At 34.2% G+C, this 21,862-nt stretch carries 22 protein-coding genes; 17 read left to right on the forward strand and 5 right to left on the reverse strand.

Annotation, left to right across the window (positions count from 1 at the left end; all coding sequences use genetic code 11):
- Positions 1-23: 23 nt before the first annotated feature.
- Positions 24-719 carry a LytTR family DNA-binding domain-containing protein gene (locus GMA17_RS06695; protein WP_048331193.1) on the forward strand — a complete coding sequence of 232 codons (696 nt, stop codon included), beginning with the start codon at positions 24-26 and terminating at the stop codon, positions 717-719.
- Between the two features lie 53 nt (positions 720-772).
- On the opposite strand, the gene priA is transcribed toward GMA17_RS06695, so the two are convergent.
- The 3 genes from priA to nadC are packed head-to-tail and all read right to left on the reverse strand — an operon-like array spanning position 773 to position 5,055.
- The gene (priA, locus tag GMA17_RS06700; RefSeq protein WP_248400360.1) at positions 773-3,229 is read right to left on the reverse strand and encodes a primosomal protein N'; all 2,457 of its coding nucleotides are present in this window, start codon (positions 3,227-3,229) and stop codon (positions 773-775) included.
- A gap of 1 nt (position 3,230) precedes the next feature.
- A complete protein-coding gene (locus GMA17_RS06705; protein ID WP_248400361.1) occupies positions 3,231-4,160 on the reverse strand; it encodes a YihY/virulence factor BrkB family protein in 930 nt (309 codons plus the stop codon).
- A gap of 37 nt (positions 4,161-4,197) precedes the next feature.
- On the reverse strand, positions 4,198-5,055 hold the full coding sequence (nadC, locus tag GMA17_RS06710) for a carboxylating nicotinate-nucleotide diphosphorylase (protein WP_248400362.1): 858 nt from the start codon (positions 5,053-5,055) through the stop codon (positions 4,198-4,200).
- 54 nt (positions 5,056-5,109) lie between these two features.
- Between nadC and GMA17_RS06715 the strand changes: the two genes are divergently transcribed.
- Together GMA17_RS06715 and rlmH are read left to right on the forward strand one after the other, a co-directional pair.
- Positions 5,110-5,940 (forward strand): hypothetical protein, encoded by an 831-nt coding sequence (locus tag GMA17_RS06715; RefSeq protein ID WP_248400363.1) that lies wholly within the window; start codon positions 5,110-5,112, stop codon positions 5,938-5,940.
- Positions 5,941-5,999: 59 nt separating this feature from the next.
- Positions 6,000-6,473: a 23S rRNA (pseudouridine(1915)-N(3))-methyltransferase RlmH gene (gene rlmH, locus GMA17_RS06720; RefSeq protein ID WP_248400364.1), complete on the forward strand. Its 474-nt coding sequence runs from the start codon at positions 6,000-6,002 to the stop codon at positions 6,471-6,473.
- An 8-nt stretch (positions 6,474-6,481) separates the two neighbouring features.
- On the opposite strand, the gene hpf is transcribed toward rlmH, so the two are convergent.
- Together hpf and GMA17_RS06730 are read right to left on the reverse strand one after the other, a co-directional pair.
- Positions 6,482-6,781: a ribosome hibernation-promoting factor, HPF/YfiA family gene (hpf, locus tag GMA17_RS06725; protein WP_248400365.1), complete on the reverse strand. Its 300-nt coding sequence runs from the start codon at positions 6,779-6,781 to the stop codon at positions 6,482-6,484.
- A gap of 152 nt (positions 6,782-6,933) precedes the next feature.
- On the reverse strand, positions 6,934-7,929 hold the full coding sequence (locus GMA17_RS06730; protein WP_248400366.1) for a DUF4421 family protein: 996 nt from the start codon (positions 7,927-7,929) through the stop codon (positions 6,934-6,936).
- A gap of 77 nt (positions 7,930-8,006) precedes the next feature.
- Between GMA17_RS06730 and GMA17_RS06735 the strand changes: the two genes are divergently transcribed.
- The 14 genes from GMA17_RS06735 (at position 8,007) to GMA17_RS06800 (ending at position 21,814) form a co-directional block, all read left to right on the forward strand.
- Positions 8,007-8,582, forward strand: coding sequence for a non-canonical purine NTP diphosphatase (locus GMA17_RS06735; protein WP_248400368.1), 576 nt, complete (start codon positions 8,007-8,009; stop codon positions 8,580-8,582).
- Positions 8,583-8,747: 165 nt separating this feature from the next.
- On the forward strand, positions 8,748-9,473 hold the full coding sequence (locus GMA17_RS06740; RefSeq protein WP_371922422.1) for a DUF6090 family protein: 726 nt from the start codon (positions 8,748-8,750) through the stop codon (positions 9,471-9,473).
- Positions 9,474-9,836: 363 nt separating this feature from the next.
- Complete coding sequence (locus GMA17_RS06745) at positions 9,837-11,417, forward strand: NAD(P)/FAD-dependent oxidoreductase (RefSeq protein WP_248400371.1); 1,581 nt, start codon at positions 9,837-9,839, stop codon at positions 11,415-11,417.
- A gap of 31 nt (positions 11,418-11,448) precedes the next feature.
- Positions 11,449-11,862: a hypothetical protein gene (locus GMA17_RS06750; protein WP_248400372.1), complete on the forward strand. Its 414-nt coding sequence runs from the start codon at positions 11,449-11,451 to the stop codon at positions 11,860-11,862.
- Positions 11,863-11,982: 120 nt separating this feature from the next.
- Positions 11,983-12,651: a hypothetical protein gene (locus tag GMA17_RS06755; protein ID WP_248400373.1), complete on the forward strand. Its 669-nt coding sequence runs from the start codon at positions 11,983-11,985 to the stop codon at positions 12,649-12,651.
- A gap of 53 nt (positions 12,652-12,704) precedes the next feature.
- A complete protein-coding gene (locus GMA17_RS06760) occupies positions 12,705-13,199 on the forward strand; it encodes a DinB family protein (protein ID WP_248400374.1) in 495 nt (164 codons plus the stop codon).
- Positions 13,200-13,425: 226 nt separating this feature from the next.
- A complete protein-coding gene (locus GMA17_RS06765) occupies positions 13,426-14,538 on the forward strand; it encodes an exo-alpha-sialidase (RefSeq protein ID WP_248400375.1) in 1,113 nt (370 codons plus the stop codon).
- 37 nt (positions 14,539-14,575) lie between these two features.
- Positions 14,576-17,008 (forward strand): glycoside hydrolase family 2 TIM barrel-domain containing protein, encoded by a 2,433-nt coding sequence (locus GMA17_RS06770; RefSeq protein ID WP_248400376.1) that lies wholly within the window; start codon positions 14,576-14,578, stop codon positions 17,006-17,008.
- 9 nt (positions 17,009-17,017) lie between these two features.
- Positions 17,018-17,785 carry a hypothetical protein gene (locus GMA17_RS06775; protein ID WP_248400377.1) on the forward strand — a complete coding sequence of 256 codons (768 nt, stop codon included), beginning with the start codon at positions 17,018-17,020 and terminating at the stop codon, positions 17,783-17,785.
- A gap of 68 nt (positions 17,786-17,853) precedes the next feature.
- A complete protein-coding gene (locus GMA17_RS06780) occupies positions 17,854-18,678 on the forward strand; it encodes an urea transporter (protein ID WP_248400378.1) in 825 nt (274 codons plus the stop codon).
- Between the two features lie 101 nt (positions 18,679-18,779).
- Positions 18,780-19,130: an SdpI family protein gene (locus GMA17_RS06785; protein ID WP_248400379.1), complete on the forward strand. Its 351-nt coding sequence runs from the start codon at positions 18,780-18,782 to the stop codon at positions 19,128-19,130.
- Positions 19,131-19,153: 23 nt separating this feature from the next.
- Complete coding sequence (locus GMA17_RS06790) at positions 19,154-19,480, forward strand: hypothetical protein (RefSeq protein ID WP_248400381.1); 327 nt, start codon at positions 19,154-19,156, stop codon at positions 19,478-19,480.
- An 84-nt stretch (positions 19,481-19,564) separates the two neighbouring features.
- Entirely contained in the window at positions 19,565-19,720 is a 156-nt protein-coding gene (locus tag GMA17_RS06795; RefSeq protein ID WP_248400382.1) for a hypothetical protein, read from the forward strand.
- A gap of 246 nt (positions 19,721-19,966) precedes the next feature.
- On the forward strand, positions 19,967-21,814 hold the full coding sequence (locus GMA17_RS06800) for a DEAD/DEAH box helicase (protein WP_248400383.1): 1,848 nt from the start codon (positions 19,967-19,969) through the stop codon (positions 21,812-21,814).
- The last annotated feature ends 48 nt before the right edge of the window (positions 21,815-21,862 follow it).

Here is a 21,862-nt window from a genome sequence, read left to right on the forward strand (position 1 = left end):
TAACCGAAATAAAACAAAATGTTATGACATTAAACTGTGTAGTAGTTGACGACTCCGCGATTCAACGTCTCTCGATTGTTAAATTAATTGAAAATCACCCCTCACTTAATTTAATTGCCGAGTACAATAGTGCGTTAGAAACCAAAAACGGCTTAAATACCCATAAAGTAGACTTAATTTTCTTGGATATTGAAATGCCTGTATTAAATGGTTTTGAATTGTTGGACGTTTTAAATAACAAACCCCAAATTATATTTGTAACAGGCAAAACGGAATACGCCTTTAAAGCATTTAATTATGATGCTACGGATTATTTACACAAACCTATTACACGAGAGCGCTTTAACACAGCTGTTGATAAAGCCGTTGAACAGCATAAACTTAAATTAGATTTTAACGAAACTGAAGGTGAACACATTTTTGTGAAAAGTAACCTGAAAAAACGTAAAGTCTATATTAAAGATATTAAGTGGATTGAAGCACTTGGCGATTATGTAAAATTAGTTACGGAAGAAACGAGTCTTGTTGTCCTTTCTACGATGAAAGCTTTTGAACATGAACTTCCTGAAGGAAAATTTTTAAGGATTCATAAATCGTATATCGTGAATTTAGATAAAGTGGACCGTTTTAATAGTAAAAACGTTGAAGTTGGCGCTTATGAAATTCCTTTAAGTCGAAATAAAAAGACCCAATTGGTCGATGCACTAAACAATATTTAATAAAATTCCTGATGTAAACATCAGGATTTTTTTTGCTTTGTAATACCATCCTTCTAATAATTATCTACATTCAGAATGACGCGAATTGGCCTAAAATCCTTTACGCTCGAAAAACTCGTATTAATTTTTAAAATAGCCGCTTTTGTTTTGGCCAGCGATTGTTTATTCGGAATTTTAACCAATATATTTTTATGATATTGATTTCTAATTCTAGAAACTGGCGGAAATTCTGGCCCTAAAACATACTGCTTAAAAACCTGTCGTAAGGATTTAGCATACCAATCGGCACCAACATTCACCTTATTATAATCACGGTGTTTTAGGGTGATTTTTATCAAACGATAAACCGGTGGATATTTAAAATTATAGCGGTCGTCCATCTGCTCTTTAAACATTTGCACATAGTTATTAGTAGAAACCTGTTGCAAAATATTATGATGCGGATTATAGGTTTGGATTAATACCTTCCCACGCTTATCTGTACGTCCTGCACGTCCTGAAACCTGCAATAGTAACTGAAAACTACGTTCATGGGCTCTGAAGTCTGGAAAATTAAGCATGTTATCAGCATTCATAACACCAACTAATTTTACGTTTCTAAAGTCTAATCCTTTGGTAAGCATTTGTGTTCCCACTAAAATATCCACTTCTTGATTTTCAAAGGTGGTAATAATTTTTTCGTAACCATACTTACCTCGTGTGGTGTCTAAATCCATACGCGCTACTTTATAATCTGGAAACAGGATGCTTACCTCCTTCTCTACCTGTTCGGTTCCGAAACCTTTATTATCTAATTCCACGCTGCCACACGCTTCACATTTTTTAATCATGACACTGTGATACCCACAATAGTGACAACGCAACTGATCGCGATATTGATGATAGGTTAAACTCACGTCACAACTTGGACATTGCGGCGAATGCCCACAGGTTTCACATTCAATAATTGGCGAATATCCTCTCCGGTTTTGAAACAAGATAATTTGATGACCATCTTCCAAGGTTTCTGTCATTTCTTCTATTAACCGATCACTGAAATGGCCTTTCATCCGTTTACGCTTCTGCTTGTCCTTTATATCTACCAATTCAATATCAGGCATCAACACATCATTAAAACGGGTGGTTAATTCTACCAATCCATATTTTTGCTGTTGCGCATTAAAATAGCTTTCCAGACTTGGTGTTGCTGAACCTAATAATGTTTTGGTTTTGAAAACACTTGCTAAAACAATTGCGGTATCCCGGGCATGATATCGTGGTGCAGGATCAAATTGTTTGTAGGACTGTTCGTGTTCTTCATCCACAATTATTAAACCTAAATCGTGAAAAGGTAACAACACAGACGATCGCGCACCCAAAATAACTTGGGCTTTTGGGGAGTTACTTAAAACCTGATTCCAGACCTCAACACGTTCGTTGCTGGAATATTTAGAATGGTAAACCGCCACTTGCTCACCAAAATAATTCTGTAATCTGGATACCAATTGCGTGGTAAGCGCAATTTCTGGAAGCAAATACAACACCTGTTTTCCTTGCTGCAATGCATTTTCAATAAGCTTGACATATATTTCTGTTTTCCCAGATGATGTTACGCCATGTAGCAAAACAATATTCTGACTTTGGAAGGATTCTAAAATATCTTTCATAGCCACCTCTTGCGCTTCGTTTAAATGTTTGGAACCTTCGGTTTCCTGATCATCATACTGCACACGGTCTGTTTGTACAAAATACTCCTCCAGAATCTCCTTATCTATTAAAGACTTTACAATGGCTGATGAGCTGTTGCTAGCTGTTGTTAAATCGGAAACTGGAATGGGCTTTTTTGATTTAGCGGTTAATGAAAATAGGGTCATTACCACATCGCGTTGTTTGGGCGCGCGACTTAAATCTTCTAACAACTCCTGTAACGCAGCTTGGGAATGAAACGTATTTTGAAGTTTTACATGACGGACCAATTTGGGTTTATATTTATCAAATATTTCTTCATGAACTGAAATTGCTTCTTTTTCTAACAAGCGTTTCACTAATGGAAGCACATTTTTTTTATCGACAATATTACTAATGTCTTGGATTTTTAATGAGGTTTGATGCTGTAATGCCTCGTAGATTAGGAATTCGTCGTCCTTTAAATCGGCCTCATTAATTTCCAAAGTCATATTTTTGGAAATAATGGTTTCACTATCTAAAATAAAAGCACCCGGAAGGGCAGCTCGCATCACATCGCCAACTGTACACATGTAATAGTTGGACATCCATTCCCATAAACGGAATTGCGCTTGAGTAACAATTGGTGTTTCGTCTAAAATTTGATGAATATCTTTCGCTTCATAAATTAATGGTTCGTTGGTATGGATAGCTTGAACAATTCCGGTGTAAATTTTACTTTTTCCAAAAGGAACAGACACACGCATACCAGGCTTAATAAATTCTGATTCGGCAATTGTTATTCGATACGTAAAGCTCTTTTCAAGCGGAATAGGCAATATAACGTCTATAAAAAAATCCTTCATATTAAAACCCTTTTCTTAAACGATTCAAGGAGGCATTTAATTCATAGCCCATGAGTAGAATATTACTATTTAGCCACAGGTAAAAAAGCAATATTAAAAGTGCACCAATGGAGCCGTAAAGCTTATTATATTGTGAGAAATTAGTGATATATAACCCGAAAAAATAAGAGGTTACAATTATCAATAAAGTTGTAAATAAAGCACCAATGGAAAAGAACCTAGACTCCTTCCCTTCCCTGGTCCCAAAATAATACAAGGTGGCCACTGCTAAATAAATCATGATTACAAAAAACACATATTTAACAATAGGCACCCAAATAACAGTACTTTCTGCATCCACGTAACCAAAAGCTTGTAAATTACCTATTATATAAATTTGAAAATACCCAAAAAATGCGACGGTAAGAATGGAAAGAAACGCAAGAATTAACGCGACTCCCAAGGCATACATATATTGTTTAAAAATATTTCGGCTTAATTGTTCATGATAGGAGCTTTCAAAACCAGCAAAAACGGCATTAATTCCATTGGCCATTAAAGCAATAGACACTAAAAAAACGGATGATAAAAATCCACCACGTTCTGTACTATCAATGTTTTCAAAAATATTAGCAAAGAAAAAATCGGATGTACTTGGTGGTAAAAACGAATTTAGAAACCGTTGAAATTCTATTTTAAAATCGTCTATAGGTATGTAAGGAATAACAATCAATACAAATAATAGAAACGGAAAAATAGCCGTAAAAAAGTTGAAAGCAATGGCACTGGCTCGTGTGGTTAGGGCACCTTTAACAATACCAATTGTGTAGAGTTCCATTAAATCATACAAGGACAAACCTTCCAACCCTGGCAGCTTGAATTTCTTTAAAAATTTAACCAACAGATTGACAATAGGTATATTGGCCAATTTATCTTCTACAGGTTTTGACATTTAGGGTTCAATTTTATTTAGAGCGTTTTACAGTGAATTAAACAGCCTTTAAGCTTAAATCCATATTATAAACGGAATGCGTTAAGGCACCTGATGAAATATAATTAACGCCACATTCGGCATAGTTTCTAATGGTCTGCTCATTAATACCACCAGAACTTTCTGTTAAACATGTGTTGCCAATTAGCGCCACAGCCTTTTTGGTATCTTGATAATTAAAGTTGTCTATTAAAATACGATACACACCTTCAGTTTTTAAAATTTCTTGTATTTCATCCAAATTTCTTGCTTCCACAATAATTTTTAAATCGCGATTGGTATCTTTTAAATATTGCTTGGTTTTTTCAATGGCTTTAGTAATACCTCCTGCAAAATCTATGTGATTATCTTTAAGCATAATCATATCATACAAGGCAAACCGATGATTTTCGCCACCTCCAATTTTTACAGCCCATTTTTCTAGTGCGCGAATACCAGGTGTTGTTTTTCGGGTATCTAAAACTTTGGTTCCAGTGCCTTCTAGCAAATCTACAAATTGCTTGGTTTTTGTTGCAATAGCACTCATGCGTTGCATGGCATTTAAAACTAATCGTTCGGCTTTTAATATAGACTGTGAAGATCCTTCCACATAAAAAACAATGTCGCCATAATTAACGGGGCTACCGTCTTTAATGTGTGTTTCTACCTTTAAATCTTTATCAATATAGGCAAATACTTGTTTTGCAAATTCTACACCAGCAATAATACCCTTATCTTTTACTAGTAACTTGGCTTTTCCCGTTGCTTCTGCAGGAATGCAGGCTAATGAGCTATGATCACCATCACCAACGTCTTCACGGATGGCATTGGTTATTATTAAGTCTATTTCTGTATTAAATTGGTCTTGGGTTATCATTTTTTGTTATTTTAGACACTACGAAAATATAGCATTTTTAATTAAACCCTACTTATGATCATAAAAAAATTAGCTTTTACACTGTTTACTATTTTTATTGGTCTTCATGTATATTCACAAAAAGAAATATACATGGATGAGAATATGAAAGAGATAGACGTCTTAACTTACTCAAAAAAATGTAGTTTGCAAGCTTTCAAATGTATTCAATATGATTTAGATACTTTAAAAATCAATAAAGTGCTTCCTAAATTCCACTTCGGAAAAATAGACCCAACGGCCTACACACAAATAAGAAAGTTATTAATGCGTGATTCTAAAAAAATTATAAAGCCTAATAAAACGCTTATTGTTAAGTTCTATGATTCAATATTGCCTTTTGAAAAAGCATTGGCTAATTATAATAGACACATGCGAATAGTCCATGATCTTAATCTAGACTCTACCAAATCAATAAACTCTAGACATTCTAATCTGACAGAAAAATCGTATATTAAAGGTCGGAAGGATTTTATTAAGAGAAGTAAAAAATGTAAAAAGAAATTTGAAAAACGTTTTAATTCTGAAATCTTTTATTTAGTAGATGAAAGCAATGGATTAGCCAATACGTACACCAATTTTAATTGGATTGCAGATAACGGCTTTTTTAAAAACAACTTCTTCAAAATTAGGAGTCACTATAGTACTGTTTTTATAAAACCTGATGGCGAATATTTCTTGATTGGCACACATTTTCCGGACAGATCCGCTAATAAACTTTTAAAAACAGATAATTGGTCCAAATATAAAAAGGATTGGCAAAAGACTTTAACCACAGAACGATTTAAGGGGTCTGGAATTTTTCAATATGAACTCTATTACAGTCACAAAGCCCATTGCTTTTAAGTCATTCACCAGCACGAAATTAAATTATTTAATCACTGAAAATATTCTTTAAATCGCACATGACTATAAAACTTCTTGCCATAGGCAAAACCGACAATAAACAACTACAAGTCTTGATAGATGATTACCAAAAGCGACTATCTCATTATATCAAGTTTGAATTTGAAATAATTCCAGATTTAAAAAAGGTAAAGAATTTAAGTGAAGCCCAACAAAAAGACAAGGAAGGCCAACTGATTCTCTCCAAACTCAACCCTACAGACACACTTATTTTATTAGATGAAAATGGGAAGCAAATGCATTCCGTAGCCTTTTCAGAATACGTGCAGAAGTATATGAATTCTGGAATAAAACAATTGGTTTTTGTTATTGGTGGCCCTTATGGATTTTCGGAAGCAGTATATGCAAAGGCTCAAGGTAAGTTGTCATTATCCAAAATGACATTTTCTCACCAGATGATACGGTTGTTTATGGTGGAGCAGTTATATCGTGCATTTACCATATTAAAAAACGAACCGTATCACCATAGGTAAGATGTTTGTTATTTAACAGAAAAGGTGTGTTTGCGTTTTTTAAGTTGTTTCTCTAAATCGCTGATGGTTTCTTTTACAGATGCTTCAAAATTCTTTTCATTTGAAATAGCATAAATTCGAGGTCCTGGCAAACTTAATTCCATACTACAAATATAGCCTTCTTCTTTGGTGCTGTTTTCTTTTTTAAATTGAACATCGCAATTAATTAACCAATCGTATTTTTTTATAAGCGATTGTAATTTTTCTTTAGTAAAGGCAGTCAAAGCTTCACTTGTATCTAGGTTAACGTATTGAAAGTTTATTGTCATAATTATAAGTTTTTTGGATTGTTTATATTCAAATGTACTATCTATAAGTCTATATAAATATGATATGTATCATATATTTAAATATGAAGCATACCATTTATATAAAAATACCAATTATTTAGTATTTCCACTTCATTTTATAAAAGGATTAACTATTTATTCTTCTTTTTGGCCCATAACTTATAGCCAAAAGCCAATTTAGCTTTACTTAAACTAAAGAGTTGTTTATTGTCAAAATCCAAGCTTGTAGAATAGGCACTGCCATTATAAATAAGACTCACATAGTAGCGTTCCGCATTATAGGCTAATGCCGCCGTGTAATCAATTTTATATAGCATTGGGTTAGATGGTCTGTAGGTGTCGTCTGGAATGGTTACGCGTTTATTCATAACGGCAATACCTGGCATGACATTAAATGAAGCTATCAGGTTTTTTGGCAACATAAAAGCTGAAATAAATCCGGCTAATACTCCTATTCCATGAGAACTATATCGTTTTATATTAGCTTGCTCATTGTAAAACAAGGCGCCTTCATCGGACAAAATTGTTTCATCCCCTGAAAAGTAATCGAAAACAGCAAAGGTTCCTAAACCACCCGTTATATGGACATTTTTATTGCGTTTTGAAACACCCGCTTTTAGCATGGCATACGAAAATTCAATTTCAGACAATGTAAAGAGGTAGTTAAAACCAACGGTTGCCGACTTGATATCGCCTCTAAAAATGGTAGGTTCATTATAGTTGTTTTTTACATTGTACCCCTTGTATGTTTGCACATAGAAATTAACAAAATGATTCTTACCAATAATAGTTGTGCCTTGCATATCAAACTTATTAGTAATCCTATCCTTATTATTTTTCAGGTTAAATGCAATATCAACTACTATTTTTCTACTAGCAAAACCAACACCAATACCAAAAGGGTTACTTGGAATAAACCGTGTTTTTGAATCGTCATCGCGAAGTGTAAAACGTTTAACTTTGTAATTTGAAAACAGCCGCACCGAATAATTTTCTAAATCCCGATCAATAAATAAGCTATCCACTACCTTATAAACCTTGGTGGAATCGACGTCTTTCAATATTTGCGATTGCATGGAAAAAGAGCCAAAAAATAATATTGTAAAAAGAAAAAATATGAAGCGCATAAAGAGGTTTAAGTTTATCTGATATCAGATTTTAAAGTACATTTGCTATTAGCTAAATATACTTTAAATAATAGAATATGCAACTCGTTTTCGCTACAAACAACTTAAATAAATTAAAAGAAGTTCAACAATTAATTCCCCAGCATATTACGCTATTGAGTTTGAAAGACATAGGTTGCGATGTGGATATTCCAGAAACCCAAAACACCATTGAAGGTAATGCCATCCAGAAAGCGAATTATATTAAAACCCACTATGGTTATAACTGTTTTGCTGATGATACGGGTTTGGAAGTTGAAGCTTTGCATGGCGAACCTGGTGTTTATTCTGCACGTTACGCAGGTGAACAACGCGATGCCCATGATAATATGAACAAACTCCTAACTAACTTAAAAAACGAAGCCAACCGGAATGCCCAATTTAAAACCGTTGTTGCTTTACACTTAAATGGAACGATAGAAACCTTTACAGGTATTTGTAAAGGTAGTATAACTGAAACCAAATCTGGAACTGACGGTTTTGGTTACGACCCTATTTTTAAAGCGGAAGGCTACACCCAAACCTTTGCCGAAATAGCTTTAGACGAAAAAAACCGCATTGGTCATCGTGGAAAAGCAGTCAGGCAATTGGTGGCCTTTTTGAATGGGTTGTGAAAAAATAACTAGAACTACGTTTTGGCAAACTTATTTAAAATGAATAGATTTGGTATATATATAATTAGTATTTAGCATTTTAGCTATATTCAAATGTTATACTTAATTATAACCAACCGCTAAACAATGATTAAATTCTTCAGAAAAATTCGCCAAAACTTGTTTATGGAAAACAAAACTGGAAAGCCCGCCTTACCGCGAGCTAGGTACATTAAATATGCAATCGGTGAAATAATACTTGTAGTAATTGGGATTTTAATTGCGCTTCAAATAAATAATTGGAACGAAAACAGAAACGAAAAGCATGCTTTAAACATTCTTACAGAAAATCTACACAACGAGTTTACAACCAATTTAAAAGAGTTAGAAATAGATTTAATACGCATAAAAAGAAAAATTTCAGCAGGTAACGAATTACTAAGTTATTTTGGAAAGGAAAAAATGGATATCCCTGAATTACATATTGATAGTCTCTTATTTGAAGCTATTGAATTACCAACTTGGAATCCAAGTACATTTACGTTAAATGAGATTAAAAATGCTGGAAAATTAACCGATATTAAAGACGTAGAATTAAAAGCGTTGTTATATACATGGGAAAGGCTTTTTGAGGACATCCTAGAATGGCAAAATGCGCTAGAAACATCAAATGATGGTCCAATAAACATTATAAAAACAAAAGGCTCATTAGTTAATATTGACTTTTATAAAGACAATACTCAAAATTCTAAATTTGATATTAATAATCTAGCTTTATTACAAGAAGTACAGTTTGAAAATGAAATAGAAAACAATATTTTCAATGCTCGTGCATTAGAAAAGAAGTATAGAGAAGCAAAGGTTTTATTAATTAAAATCACTAATCATTTATTAAGTGGAACTATCAATTAATGAAAGCAAAGTACTGCGATAAAAAACAATTAAAACCTTAACAAATTTCCCATAATCTTTAGCTGTCAATATCTTTAGCTAATCTTCTTAAACCCTCAACTAGTTCATTAGAAAAAGTTGGTGGCATTATTTTCAAAGAATTACAATTTGGTTTCAAAAACATGGATTAAAATATAGAAATCACTTTATGTATCTGACGGTAAAAGACTTTAATCAACAAACACTAAAAACAGATTTTCTTACAATTGAAATACTGCTTCTAAAAACATAAAATACCCAACCTGTTATATTCGTTTCAATTAATACGGAACATGTTTCTTTAAAACTGCTTTAATTATAGTATTTTGGTTGAAAATATATTAGATGGTCCAATCCTATAAGCAAAAACCTCAATTACAAGAAACTTACGATACGATTATAATTGGATCTGGTATGGGCGGATTAGCAACAGCTGCTATTTTAGCCAAAGAAGGACAAAAGGTTTTGGTTTTAGAACGTCATTACACAGCTGGTGGTTTTACACATATTTTTAAACGTAAAGGCTTTGAGTGGGATGTGGGAATTCATTATATAGGAAACGTGCAAAGCGAAAAAAGTATCCTACGCAAAATTTTTAATTATGTCAGTGATAGTCAATTGGAATGGGCAGATATGGGTCCCGTCTATGACCGTATTATTATTGGTGATAAGCCTTACCACTTTGTAAAAGGTGTTTCTAATTTTAAAGAAAGTATGATAGCCGCGTTTCCAGACGAAAAACATGCCATAAACACCTATGTTGATACCGTTTTTAAAGCTGCTAAAACAAGTAGAAATTTCTACTTAACGAAAGCCATTCCACCGTTTTTAAACAGGATAATTGGCTGGTATTTAAAACGTCCATTTCATAAATTTTCAGATCAAACAACCTATCAAGTACTACGTTCTATCACCGATAATGAAGCTTTAATAAAAGTATTAACAGGTCAGTATGGCGATTATGGATTACCACCAAAACAAAGTAGTTTTTCCATGCATGCTTCTGTTGCCTGTCACTATTTTGACGGTGGTAGTTTCCCTATTGGTGGTTCTTCTCAAATTGTAAAAACTATCGACCCTGTTATTGCGGCTTCTGGTGGTACTATTTTAGTAAGTGCTGAAGTTAAGGAAGTTATCATTAAAAACAACAAGGCCATTGGCGTGCAAATGAAAGATGGCCATGTTTTCAAGGCCAAAAACATTGTAAGTAGTGCTGGAATTGTAACCACCTACACCACATTATTACCCGAAGCTACAGTTATAAAACACAAACTAAATAAACAGTTACAACAAGTAAAACCATCAGTAGCGCATGTAAGCTTATATTTAGGATTAGAAGGTACGCCTGAAGCGCTGCAAATTCCGAAAACAAATCAATGGATATATCCAGCGGAAGGCGATCATGATACCTGCGTTGACAATTATTTAAACGATTTATCACAACCTTTCCCTGTCGTTTATATTTCATTTCCTTGTGCTAAAGATCCGGATTGGTCTAATAGATATCCTGGAAAAAGCAGCATTGATATAATTACACTTATTCCCTATGAAACTTTTGAAAAATGGTCGGATACCTCCTGGAAAAAAAGAGGTGATGATTACGAAGCCATTAAGGAAAATATTACCAATAGACTCTTAACAGAATTATATAAACAATTACCGCAAGTGGAAGGCAAAATTGTTCATCAAGAATTATCCACACCATTAACAACCAAACATTTTGTTAATTATCAATCAGGCGAAATTTACGGATTGGACCACACGCCTTCCCGTTTCAGACAACCTTTTTTAAAACCAAGAACACCTATAAAAAACTTTTACCTAACGGGTCAAGACATTGTCACAGCAGGCGTTGCAGGCGCATTGTTTTCAGGTGTACTTACTAGTATTGCCATTACTGGAAAAAATATTTTAAGCAAGGTGTAGATTACAAATACTTCAGCATAAAACATAAAATATGGGATTGAAAAACAAAATAATTACAAAAGGATTTGTTGTAGCTGGTTTAATGAACCTATCGGTTTTAATCTTTTCAAGATTCTTCACCAATTCCACCATTCCTGAAACAGACCCCGTTGTTATGTCTAATTTCGGTTTATTAATGATTGCTGTTTGGGGTCTTGCTTATATATCGGTTGCAAAGCATTATAATTCAGTAAAATGGCTTGTCGCCGTTTTTGCCTTGGAAAAATTAATATATGGATGTATTTGGACACAGTGGATTTTAAATAATGACATCGCAGACGTTTATAAAAAAGATACCATGGCAGGTATGTTTTATTCCGTTTATGGGATAAATGATTGGCTGTTTTTCGTATTCTTCCTAGTCGTTTTCATAACATTATTTACAACAAAGAAAAAAAGCAATTAGTGTCTAGATTTTGAATTGGCTGGTATTTTAATAAATTTATTTAGCTATTTCAAAAATTCTATTAAAGTTTAAAAATGTGGGGATAAGCTTTAAAGCCCAAGCTAAACAAACATAAAATAAATGAAAAGAATAGTTATAATTTTACTTCTAGTATTAGTGAGCTGTAAATCTTCGCAAGATAATTTTAAGGAAGAGTTGAAAACACCTATAAGTAGTTTTGAAGGAAAAATAATATTTTCAACAGACATCACAACATCAGAATTTGCTTCTGATAGTTTACAAAAAAAAATAACAGACAAATATGGTGATAGTTTAATCATGTATTATTCTAAAACGGGCGATTTCAGAAGAGTTCACTTAAATAGTTCAGAATTTGGATCAGACTCACAGTTATACCTTGCTAAAAAAGGGAAACTTTATTTTACCAAAAAAAACACGTTAGAAATTGATTCGCTCGACGCACAAAGAAATTCAATTAAAAAAATGCATAGCGGAAAAATCGAAAGTACAAAAATAATGGGCCTGGACTGTGAATGTTACGAATACATAGCTATTCGTAAATTCAATAACCGAGAAATAATCCTTAATTATTGCTTCAGTTTAAAAAGTCCAAAATTAAATTCTGACTTATTTTCCAAACACAACGATTTTTATTTGAATGAATACTATGAGATAGCTAAAAGACCCTATTTAAAATTTTCACTTCAGACTGATAAGTTCAAATTAACATACACGGCAATTGAATTGATTGAAATGAGCATTGAAAACGACATGTTTGAACTAAAATAATCCTGTTTAATTGCTTAATTAATATGCTCTAAAAAAACAGAAAACTTACCATTATGAAACAACTACTCACGCTAACAAGTTTTATACTATTTAGTTCAGTTGCAACACCGCTTTTTGCGCAACAAGATCGTTTTATTGACGACTATTTGGAACGATTAGAAAACTCTCGTAAATACTTACTTCTTATTGCAGAAACAATGCCAGCGGATAAATATGGTTTTAGAGCAACACCAGAATCTTTAACCTTTGCCGAAAACTTAATGCATATAGGTTATGCTATGGATTGGCATAGTCAATCCCTATTGGGTAATCGAGAAGCCAGAGAATGGAAAACAGATACGGTTTTTAAGGTGAGCCATAAATCTAAAAAAGAAATGATTACCTTAATTGACAACACATTTAACAAAACTATAAAACTCATTAAACAATTTAATACAACGCAACTAGATGACGAGTTAGACTATTTCGGGTTGAATAGGTCCAAAAGACAAATTTTCCTTTTACTTACAGACCACATCACCCACCATAGAGGACAAATGTTAGTTTAAATGAGGCTAAACGGCCTTATTCCGCCTAGATACGTTTTGTTTCAATAAGATAAACAAATAAAACAAGCTAGATAAAACCTTTATTTACAGGCTTGTAACCTGCAAGTTATTAGTTATAGAAAAATTTGCATCCTTATGAAGCCTTTCAAACCAATTTGACGAATCCAGCAGTTGAAAACCTCAACCAAATATGGTATCTTCATATCTTTATTTTAAGATGTAAGACATGAACATTAAAGTAGTCCTTTCCACATTACTCTTCCCTTGTTTTTTATTCGGACAAGGTGAACAACTTGAAGCTATTGAGAACGATTTAAAATTTATAAATCTGTTTAGTGCAGATATGAAGGAAGGTGTTTCTTGCTACAGAATTCCATCCCTTATAACTGCTAAAAATGGCGACATCATTACAGCCATTGATGAACGCGTGCCGTCTTGTGGCGATTTAAAATGGAGTAATGACATTAATATTGTTATGCGTAGGAGTTCAGACAATGGCAATTCCTGGTCCGATATTGAAACCATAGTTGATTATCCCTTGGGTGAATCCGCTTCAGACCCATCCATGATTTTAGATGAAACCACAGGCGAAATTTTCATGTTCTTTAATTATATGAATCTGAAAACCGAGAAAAATGTGTTTTATTTAAAAATGATTTCTAGCATGGATCATGGCAAAACCTGGTCTACTCCTACTGATATGACATCGCAAATTACAAAACCCGAATGGAAAACGGATTTTAAATTCATCACGTCTGGAAGAGGCATTCAAACCCGTTCTGGCACATTAATCCACACGCTTGTAAATTTAGAAAACGGCTTATTCTTATTTAAAAGTGATGACCATGGAAAAAATTGGAGCCTCATAGAAACAGCCATCAAACCTGCCGACGAATCGAAAGTTATTGAATTGGAAGACGGCTCCTTAATGATAAATAGTCGCGTAAATAATTTAGGGGTTCGATATATTCACACCTCCAAGGACAACGGAAACACGTGGACATCCCGTCCAGATAATCAGTTAGTGGACCCTAGTTGTAATGCTAGTCTTATTCGGTATAGTTCTATTAAAAACGGTGGAACTAAAAATAGATTGTTGTTTTCAAATTTAAATTCCAAAGATTCCAGAGAAAATTTAACGCTTAAAATAAGTTATGACGAAGGAAAAACCTGGAGTAAAGGCAAGGTCATTTATCCAGGATCGGCAGCATATTCCACCATGACCCTTCTTAAAAATGGTGATATCGGTTTGTTTTTTGAAAAAGACGATTATTCCCAAAATGTGTTTGTAAAACTGTCATTAGCCTGGCTAACGGATGGCAAAGATGGTATTAAATAAACCACCATGTTTTCAAACAAATTATAAAAATTTAAATATGAATTTTAAATCGTTGCTTCTTCTCTTACTCTACTTAATTACATCCTTTTCTGTTTTTTCACAAGAGCGGCAAACCATTCTATTAACGGATAATTGGAAGTTCCAAAAGGGATCCAACGATCAAGCCTTTCAAAAACAATTTAACGATTCTAAATGGGAAACAGTAACCGTCCCGCATGATTGGGCCATTAAAGGACCATTTGATAAAAATATAGACATTCAAGAAGTTACCATTGCGCAAGATGGCATGTATAAACCTGCAGCATTAACAGGCAGAAGTGGTGCATTACCTTATGTTGGCGAAGCTTGGTACCGAAACACATTTTTAACTTCAGGTTTTGATGACACCAAAAAAGCCATCATCCTTTTTGATGGTGCCATGAGCGAACCCCAAGTTTATATTAATGGGAAAAAGGTTGGCGAATGGAATTTTGGTTACAATTATTTTTACTTCGATATTTCAAAATATATTACCGCAAACGCAGAAAACACCATTGCGGTTCATTTATCTAATCTGCCACTATCCTCACGGTGGTATCCTGGCGCAGGATTGTACCGAAACGTTAAAGTAATTATTAAAAATAAAAACTCGGTAGATCAATGGGGAACCTTTGTTACCACACCGTTTATAAGCGATAATCTTGCTAAAGTAAATATTAAAACTAAAGTTTCTGGCAAAAATTTAACGCTCGTTACTAAAATTGTAAACACCAATGGACAGGAAGTCGCTTCACAGAAAACGACGCAGATATTTAATCAGGAATTCGAACAAAACATTCCTGTTCAAAACCCCAAGCTCTGGGAATTAGATGCGCCATATTTATACACAGCCATTTCAGAAATTTACAAGGATAATCAACTTCAAGACCGCTATTCAACACGTTTTGGAATTCGCAGTATTAATTATGAAGCACACAAAGGCTTTAGTTTAAACGGGAACATCACGAAATTTAAAGGCGTCTGTTTACATCATGATTTAGGTCCTCTTGGAACAGCTGTTAACAAGTCCGCTTTAAAAAGACAACTACGCATTTTGAAAGATATGGGAGCTAATGCCATTCGTAGTTCCCACAACATGCCATCCATAGAGCAATTGGAGCTATGCGATGAAATGGGCTTTCTATTTCTAGCCGAATCCTTTGATGAGTGGGCAGAACCCAAGGTTGAAAATGGCTACAATCGCTTTTTTAAAACCGATGTGGAAAAAGATATCGTAAATCTGGTTCATGCCACCAGAAACCATCCATGTATAGTTATGTGGAGTGCTGGTAACGAAGTCCCAGATCAATTTGGTTCGGAAGGTGCCAAACGTGCCAAAATGATTCAAGATATTTTTCACAGAGAAGATCCCACACGACCGGTAACCGTTGGCATGGATCAGGTTACTGCTACTATGGCGTCTGGTTTTGGAGCACTTTTGGATATTCCAGGGTTAAATTACCGAACGTATTTATACGAAGAAGCCTATGAGAAATTTCCCCAAGGTCTCATTTTAGGTTCGGAAACAGCATCAACAGTCAGTTCTCGCGGGATTTATAAATTTCCGGTTAAAGAAGCTCAAATGAAACTATATGATGACTTTCAAAGTTCGTCATACGATTTAGAATATTGTAGCTGGTCCAACACACCAGATGTGGATGCTGTTTTACAAGACACACATGATTGGGTTATTGGCGAGTTTGTTTGGACAGGTTTCGACTATTTAGGCGAACCAACGCCTTACTATAAAGAATGGCCCTCACGAAGTTCCTATTTTGGGATGATTGATTTAGCGGGTTTACCAAAAGACCGTTATTACCATTATCGAAGCCGCTGGAATACCAACGATGAAACCTTACACATTTTACCACATTGGAACTGGGAAGGTCAAGAAGGTGATACCATTCCAGTTTTCGTTTATACCAATTATAATGCTGCCGAATTATTTTTAAACGGAAAGAGCTTAGGGGTTCAAACAAAAAATGATTCTACCGCCTTAACACGCTACCGACTTATGTGGATGGATGTTATTTATGAACCCGGTGAATTGAAGGTTATAGCTTTGGATGATGCTGGTAATCCCGTAGCTGAAAAACGAATTCAAACTTCAGGAGAACCCTATGCCCTAAAATTAGAAACGGATAGACTGGAATTACAAGCAAACGGCAATGATTTAGCTTATGTTACGGTTTCCGTCGTCGATAAAAATGGGATAGAATGTCCAACAGCTACCAATCAATTAAATTTTAAAGTATCAGGAACTGGCAGCTTTCGTGCTGTTTGTAATGGTGATGCCACCTCTTTAGAAATGTTTCATATTCCAACCATGAAATTGTTCAGCGGAAAATTGGTTGTTACCGTTCAATCCACAGATAAAATTGGTAATATGACATTAACAGTAACAGGAAATGGCTTAAAAACAGCTAAAATAGACATCCAGTCTAAAAAATAAAAATGACTTATGACAACTTATAAATTTCTAATTCTTCTGATGGTTACAAGTTCTATTTATTCCCAAAGCAATTATAAATCAGCTGAAGGGTTTTATGAGCTTTCAAGTTTTGAGATGGCTGCTGGCATGTATTTGTTGGAAGATCAAACATTTTTCTACTTTGCCTCTTTCGGGAATGTGGATTTAAAAATATATGGCACCTATACCCTATCAAATTCAAATCAAATTACACTTTTTCCCAATCCTGAATTAACTAAAAAATTCCATTTTTACGGGTTACATAACCCTGAAAATAAAAATTATATTACGTTTTACTACAAGCAACCTTATGAGCAAAATGCAGAACAACTACTAATTGAAATTGACGGAAAGTATCAAGAATTCCCAAAATTCACTTCGGCTATTTCAGAAGTTTCTATGCGTATTGAATTTCCACAATCGGAAATTATTAAAATAGGCTATAAAAATCCTGACGCACAGAATGCATTTCAATATGAATTATTAGAAACCGCCAAACTCCATGATGGCATCAACGAAATTAAAATTTTTCATAATTATTACGCGGAAATGATTGTTGCTGTATCACAATTAGCATTCAAACTAGAAAATGGCATATTAACCGATTTAAATGAATTCAACCAAAAAACGATTCCAAAGAAAGAAATCAACCCCGATATTAAAAATCAAGTTCTAGCTTTTATTGCAGATAAGAAAAGTAAAACAACTATAAATCGTGATGGGAAAATCTATGAAAAAATAGATTTAACCTCCAAATAAGATTTCAGTTACCAGTATATTGTTTACACGGATAGAACCTATATAATTAATTTTAATTTCAAATTTTAATGACCTTTATACAAACCATTTTGCGGGGAATAGGACAAGTCATGTTTCAAAACAATATATATTCTGGTCTATTATTTTTAATAGGAATTTTCTACAACTCCTGGCTATTAGGATTAGCAGCTCTATTCGGCACAATAATAAGCACCGTTTCGGCTCATGTTTTGAAGTATCCAAAAGAGGCCATTAAAAACGGCCTATATGGTTTTAATGGAACATTAACAGGTATAGCAGTGTTTTGTTTTTTTGAGGTTTCTGTCGTAACCGTTTTCGCACTCTTTTTAGGTGCCATTTTATCAACGGTAATCATGGCATATTTACAAAAAATTATCCTGCCTTTTACTGCTCCTTTTGTCATGGCTACATGGCTAACCATATATTTCCTGATAGTTATTTTTAATTTTCCACTATTGGCGCCATTAGAGCAAATTGAAAGTAGTCTTAATTTTCTAATATCCTCTGGTAATAGTTTCGGTCAAGTCATGTTTCAAGAAAATAGTATAACAGGATTATTTTTCTTTATAGGAATTTTACTGAATAATAAATTAATGGCCGTATATGCGGCCTACGCAGCAGTTTTAGGGCCCATTGTTGGATGGCTTGTTTCAGAATCTTCATCTACAATTAACGCGGGACTCATGGGTTACAACGCCATACTATGCGCTATAGCACTTGTAGGAACCGGATGGAAGGATTTTTTATGGATTACCAGTGCAATTATTCTATCCACATTACTAAATATAGGTATGGCCATGACGGGCTTAATTACCCTTACTGCTCCTTTTGTATTAGCAACTTGGGGGATTTTAATGGTGAACAAAGTTTAAAAATTTAAATCGATAAATTGATTGTCTTGATATTAAATACACAACCTATCATTTGAATTAGAAATTAATTCTCTAAATTGAAAGTGGAAAAACAGAATAAAATGGATCTACCAACTAGCAACCCGATATTCATCATACCTGTATCTACAGGATTAATTTTTTTAATTGTTGGATTCATCATGATGAAGTTTCCGCCTAAAAAAATAAATGGTCTGTATGGTTATCGTACGGCAAGCTCCATGAAAAATCAAGAGCGATGGGATTTTGCACAAATTTATTCCGCTATAGAAATGATGAAATTAGGAGTTGTCTTAGCTTTAACCGGGTTGCTTGGTTTTATTGTGCAACCCAATGAAAAAATAGCCACATTAATTGGTATTAGCTTCATGGTTATACTTGTTGTTGTGCTATTTATTCGCGTAGAATCTGCTATAAAAAATAAGTTTAACTAAACAGTAAATAGCTAAAATCACACATGAAAAAACGCACATTGTATCTCGTATTCCTCACAGTTTGTTTTAGCAGTACTTTACACGCTCAAAATACAATTGAAGCTCCTAAAGGCTATTCAACGCAGATAGGAAATATGGTTTCCATGCTGGAAGATTTAAAAGCACGCCTTACTGCTGGTGTTGTAAACCTGAATCAAAATGAAGTCGATTTTTTATTAGATGATGATGCGAACCGCATGGGTGCCATGATTTTACATTTGGCAGCCACCGAAAAATATTACCAATTATATACGTTTGAAAACAGAAGTTTGAACAAAGACGAAAACGAAACCTGGCTAATGCCTTTATAGTTAGGCAAACCAGCTAGAAGCGAACTTGTAAATAAACCTATTAGTTACTATTTAGATATTTGGGATGCAGTTAGAAAAGAAACCTTGAAACTATTAAAAACCAAAGATGATACCTGGTTTAATTCAAAAATAAAAAATTCTAGTATGAACAACCATTGGGCGTGGTATCATGTTATGGAACATCAAGCGAATCATATGGGACAAATTCGATTAATTATAAAAAGAGTTCCTAAAAACTAAAAACATCAATAAAGCGAAGAAGTAGCGTTACCTGAACGCCATTGTAACTTTAATTTTTAACATTTCTACATTCCTAATAATTAAATTAAAAATAAAGTGTACCTTTGCACGAAATTTGGCGGAACCTGACGTTCTATCAAATTAATTCCTCAGGGTGAGGGTGTGTTACTAGAAGTTTAGGTTAAGTATGTCGATTCTCTTCTTTTGTAACACTACAAAACATAATCGATTACTTATTAAACACGAATGAATACATTCCAAGATTTAGGTCTTAATGACGACCTATTACAAGCTATTACTGACATGGGTTTTGAAACCCCTAGTGATGTTCAATCCCAAGCAATTCCCATTTTATTAGAAAAAGACACCGATTTAGTTGCCTTAGCGCAAACTGGAACGGGAAAAACAGCTGCATTTGGTTTTCCAATGTTGCAAAAAATCCAGATGGATAGTCGCACAACACAAGGTTTAATCCTTTCGCCAACACGTGAATTGTGTTTGCAAATTGCCAACGAAATGAAAGCTTACGGTAAACACTGTAAAGGTTTAAACGTTGTAGCAATTTACGGTGGGTCTAGTATTACAGATCAAGCACGCGAGGTTAAAAGAGGTGCACAAATTATTGTTGCTACACCTGGTCGTATGAAAGATATGATTAAGCGTAGATTAGTAGATATTTCTAAAATTGAATACGCCGTTTTAGATGAAGCTGATGAAATGCTAAACATGGGTTTTAAAGAGGATATTACTGATATCTTATCGCATACACCTGAAGACAAAAACACCTGGTTATTCTCGGCTACCATGCCTAAAGAGGTTTCCAATATTGCCAAGAAATTTATGGCAAACCCTATTGAGATTACAGTAGGAAATAAAAATGAAAGTACGAGTCAAGTAACGCATGAGTATTATTTAGTTAATGCACGTGATCGTTATGCAGCTTTAAAACGTTTATCCGATGCAAATCCAGATATCTTTTCTGTTATTTTCTGTAGAACAAAACGCGATACACAAAAAGTAGCTGAACAATTAATTGAAGACGGCTACAGTGCTGGCGCATTACATGGCGATTTAAGTCAGAATCAACGTGATTTGGTAATGAAATCTTTCAGAAACCAGCAAATTCAAATGCTAGTGGCAACAGATGTTGCTGCTCGTGGGATTGATGTAGACGATATTACACACGTAATAAACTACCAGTTACCGGATGAACCGGAAGTATACACACACCGATCTGGTAGAACTGGTCGTGCTGGAAAAACAGGAATCTCTATGGTTATTGTTTCAAAAAGCGAGGTTCGTAAAATTAAAAGTATTGAACGCATCATTAAGAAAGACTTCATTAAAAAAGAAATTCCTGATGGCATAGAAATTTGTGAAGTTCAATTAATGTCGCTTGCCAATAAAATCCACAACACAGAAATAAACCCTGAAATTAATAAGTATTTAGAAAGTATCAACGAACTATTTGCTGACACATCTAAAGATGAATTAATTAAGAAATTTTTCTCTGTAGAATTTACGCGTTTCTTTAATTACTATTCAAAATCACGTATTCAAAACGTAACAGAATCTCGTGGAAGTGATCGTTCTGATGATGGTGGTGGACGTGGTTATACCAGTAATGCCAATGATACACGTTACTTTATAAACGTTGGTCGTAAAGATGGTTACGATTGGATGAAGCTAAAAGATTTCCTTAAAGAAGTTTTAGAATTAGGTCGTGATGACGTTTTTAAAGTGGATGTTAAAGAAAGTTTCTCATTTTTTACAACCGAAAAAGGTTTACAAGAAAAAGTATTGGCATTCTTTACGGATTTCAAACACGAAGGTCGTTTTGTAAATGTAGAAGTAAGCGAAGATAAAGGTCGTGGTACTAGCCGAAACAAACGCAGAAGTGGCGGAAGTGGTTTTGGAGGAAAACGACGTGATGATAAGCCAAGAGGTGAACGTCGTTCAAGTGGTGGACGTAGTGATCGTGGTGGCGATTCTGGAAACAGACGTAGCCGCAGAAGTGATAGCGACTCTAAACCAAGACGTACAGAAACTAGTAACGATTCCGGTTCTGAAAGACCAAGACGCTCTAGACGCTAAACACAACTGTTAATAATAAGTCAAATAAAGTACTAAATGAGAAATCTA

It is taken from the genome of Bizionia sp. M204 (assembly GCF_023205095.1).
Classification (GTDB): Bacteria; Bacteroidota; Bacteroidia; order Flavobacteriales; family Flavobacteriaceae; genus Algorimicrobium; species Algorimicrobium hallyeonense.